This is a genomic window from Bartonella sp. MU70NMGDW (genome assembly GCF_042194085.1).
GTDB classification, from domain to species: Bacteria; Pseudomonadota; Alphaproteobacteria; order Rhizobiales; family Rhizobiaceae; genus Bartonella; species Bartonella grahamii.
Genome location: NZ_JBHIMK010000064.1, coordinates 7,732 through 10,955 on the forward strand (window position 1 = coordinate 7,732; position 3,224 = coordinate 10,955).

Here is a 3,224-nt window from a genome sequence, read left to right on the forward strand (position 1 = left end):
CCCTCATGATATTTTACAACCTTCCATCGCCTGTAAAATTTGCAGTAGCACCAATGTTGGATTGGACAGACCGACATTGCAGGTTTTTTTATCGTCTTTTAACGAAAAAAGCACTCCTTTATACGGAAATGATGGTAGCAGATTCTGTCATTCATGGTGTTCGCGAACAATTGTTGGCTTTTAGCGATAAAGAATGTCCAGTTGCATTACAATTAGGGGGGGCGGATCCGAAAAAGTTAGCAGAAGCTGCAAGAATTGCTGAAGATTTTGGCTACAACGAAATAAATCTCAATGTCGGTTGTCCATCAAATCGTGTTCAAGCAGGTGTCTTTGGGGCTTGTTTGATGCGACATCCAGACATTGTGGCAAATGCCGTGGAAGCGATGAAACGAGAAGTTACTATACCAGTAACTGTCAAATGTCGGATTGGAGTGGACGAACAAGATGAAGAGTTGGCGTTAGATCTTTTGGCTAATCAGGTTTGGAATGCTGGATGTGATGCGCTCTGGATACATGCACGCAAGGCATGGCTGCAAGGATTGAGTCCGAAAGAAAATCGCAATATTCCGCCCCTTAATTATGAAAGGGTTTATAGATTAAAACGTAAATATCCTCATAAATTCATTGGGATAAATGGTGGAATTAAATCGATTGATGAGATCAAAGAACACTTAACTTTCTGTGATGCTGCCATGCTTGGTCGCCAAGTTTATCATGATCCAGCTTTGTTAAAACATATTGATTTTGAACTCTATGATGAGGCGCAAAATAATCTGAGTGAGAGTGATCTTATTGAGGTTATGTGTGATTATGCTGCTCGACATATTGCATCGGGGGGGCGGCTTTCTCATGTGACTCGTCACATGATTGGTTTATTTCATGGGCGGGGTGGGGCACGTCGATGGAGGCAAATATTATCAAATGATGCGACAAAACCAAATGCAGGTATATGTATTTTAAAAGAAGCTTTTTGTGCTCTCATTTAATAACAGCCTGACAATTAACATATGTTAAAGTTGAGATCCTTTGTGTTTTGATTTCTTTATGATCATTTTGATCCTTTTGATTTTATAAGTTTTTGAAAGTTTGCAACTTTTGTTATAGAAGGAATGTTAGAATTTATATATTAAACAACATGTTAATTGCTCCTATTTAATAGAGAAATAGATTAAGAGCATACTGTAAAAATAGTAATAACATATTGATAATATTTTAAATCTTTCATGTTTGCTATTTGATTAGAAAATAGAATATAGAAATCATTGCTTTCATAATATTTAATGTTTTTAAAGCACTGTTTAAAAAAACAATAAATTATTCATATCCTGTATATATGACGTGATTTTCATAAACATTGTAGATTTTAAAAGGTATCCTTATGACCGCTAGTCCATTTGATGATTTTCGTGCTTTGCTTACAAATTTACCTGTGGCTGATGAGTTTTCTATAATTTTGGCAAGAAAACGGCAAAAAAACTTAACAAAAGAGCAAGGAACATTGGGAAAACTGGGAGATATTGCTGTTTGGTATGCGGGATGGAGGGGGACAGAAAAACCTATCGTAACGCGACCTTTGGTTGCTATTTTTTCTGGAAACCATGGTATAGTAGAAGAAAATGTTACACCATTTCCACAATCTATGACACAAAAGATGGTGCAGAATTTTGCATCTGGTGGGGCTGCTATCAATCAAATTTGTATTGCTTATGATCTTGGATTAAAAATATTTGATTTAGCATTGGAATATCCAACAATGAATATTACGAAGGATGCCGCAATGGATGAGCGGAGTGCGGCTGCTACAATGGCATTTGGAATGGAATCCATTGCGGGTGGAACAGATCTTTTATGTATTGGAGAAATGGGAATTGGAAACACCACAATAGCTTCAGCTTTATGCTTAGCATTGTTTGGAGGAGAAGTGGAAGAATGGACAGGAAATGGTATGGAATCAGAAGGTGATTTTTATCAGCGTAAAATTGCAGCGGTTAAGACAGCCATTTCTTTGCATAAGGATTATTTTAATGATCCTTTTGAGATAATGCGTCGCTTAGGAGGACGTGAAATTGCTGCTATGGTTGGTGCTATTTTAGCAGCAAGAATAGAAAAAATACCCGTTATTTTAGACGGTTTTGTGGCAACAGCAGCAGCAGCGGTCCTTTATAAAATGCATCCAAAAGCTCTTGATCATACCCTTGTTGGACATGTTTCTTCTGAGACAGCTCATCGTGAACTTTTAAAAAAAATTGGCAAAGAACCACTTCTGGATTTTGGGATGAGTCTTGGTGAAGGGACAGGAGCAGCTATGGCAGCTGGTATTGTCAAAGCTGCTGTTTTAACACATGCACAAATGGTGGTTTTTTAACACGAAAGTTTGAATGCCTAAAAGATAATGAGACGATATAAAAAAACTCTTAAGAGTTTTGTTCATGCGTCTTGTCATGTAATTTAATATAATTAAGTGGAAGTTCCGTTGTATATTTAATCTGTTCCATTGCGAAAGAAGATGAGACATCACGGATGTCAATTTTAGAAATTAATTTTTTATAAAAAAGATCATAAGCTTCAATGTTGGGCACAACAACACGCAATAAATAGTCAATATCTCCACTCATTCTATAAAATTCAATGACTTCACGGAATTCTTGTACAATTTTTGAAAAACGCTTAAACCATTCATGACTATGTGTGTTTGTGCGAATAGACACAAAAACAGTGACATGCGCATTCACTTTTTCTGGAGAAAGAACGGCAACACGACGCTGAATGACGCCATCTTCTTCAAGCTTTTGAATTCTACGCCAACAAGGAGTGGTCGAAAGTCCCACTTTTTTAGCAATATCAGCAACAGAAAGTGTCGCATTTTCTTGCAAAAGATGTAAAATTTTTCGGTCAAGACGATCCATATTTTTTCTCAGTATTTTAATTTATAAAAATTTACGTACTAAACGACGCAGATATACAATAAGCTCATCGTTAAACCATGGATTTTTCTGTAACCAAGAAGTATTTCGCCATGATGGATGAGGCAAAGGCATAACATTATAGCCTTGAGGTTGGGGGATGGAAAGAATATTTCTCCAATCACTAACGGTTGCTGAAACAGTTTTATGTTTTAATTCTGTAATATGCCACTTTTGCGCATAACTGCCAATAGCAAGAACAAGCTTTATTTGAGGCATCGCTTGAAATATCTTTTCATGCCATATTTCTCGACATTCACG

Annotated in this window: 4 protein-coding genes; 2 read left to right on the top strand and 2 right to left on the bottom strand. The window is 36.7% G+C overall.

The features are described from left to right. The first annotated feature begins 5 nt into the window (after window positions 1-5). Both dusA and cobT read left to right on the top strand, forming a co-directional pair. On the top strand, window positions 6-986 hold the full coding sequence (gene dusA / locus ACFIKE_RS06670; RefSeq protein WP_375648788.1) for a tRNA dihydrouridine(20/20a) synthase DusA: 981 nt from the start codon (window positions 6-8) through the stop codon (window positions 984-986). Between the two features lie 392 nt (window positions 987-1,378). Further along, a complete protein-coding gene (gene cobT, locus ACFIKE_RS06675) occupies window positions 1,379-2,365 on the top strand; it encodes a nicotinate-nucleotide--dimethylbenzimidazole phosphoribosyltransferase (RefSeq protein WP_375648784.1) in 987 nt (328 codons plus the stop codon). Between the two features lie 49 nt (window positions 2,366-2,414). Here cobT and ACFIKE_RS06680 read toward each other — a convergent pair whose 3' ends face one another. Beyond that, window positions 2,415-2,906 carry an Lrp/AsnC family transcriptional regulator gene (locus tag ACFIKE_RS06680; RefSeq protein ID WP_015856433.1) on the bottom strand — a complete coding sequence of 164 codons (492 nt, stop codon included), beginning with the start codon at window positions 2,904-2,906 and terminating at the stop codon, window positions 2,415-2,417. Between the two features lie 21 nt (window positions 2,907-2,927). After that, window positions 2,928-3,224 (bottom strand): uracil-DNA glycosylase family protein (locus tag ACFIKE_RS06685; protein ID WP_375648786.1); only part of this gene is annotated, 297 nt, incomplete at its 5' end.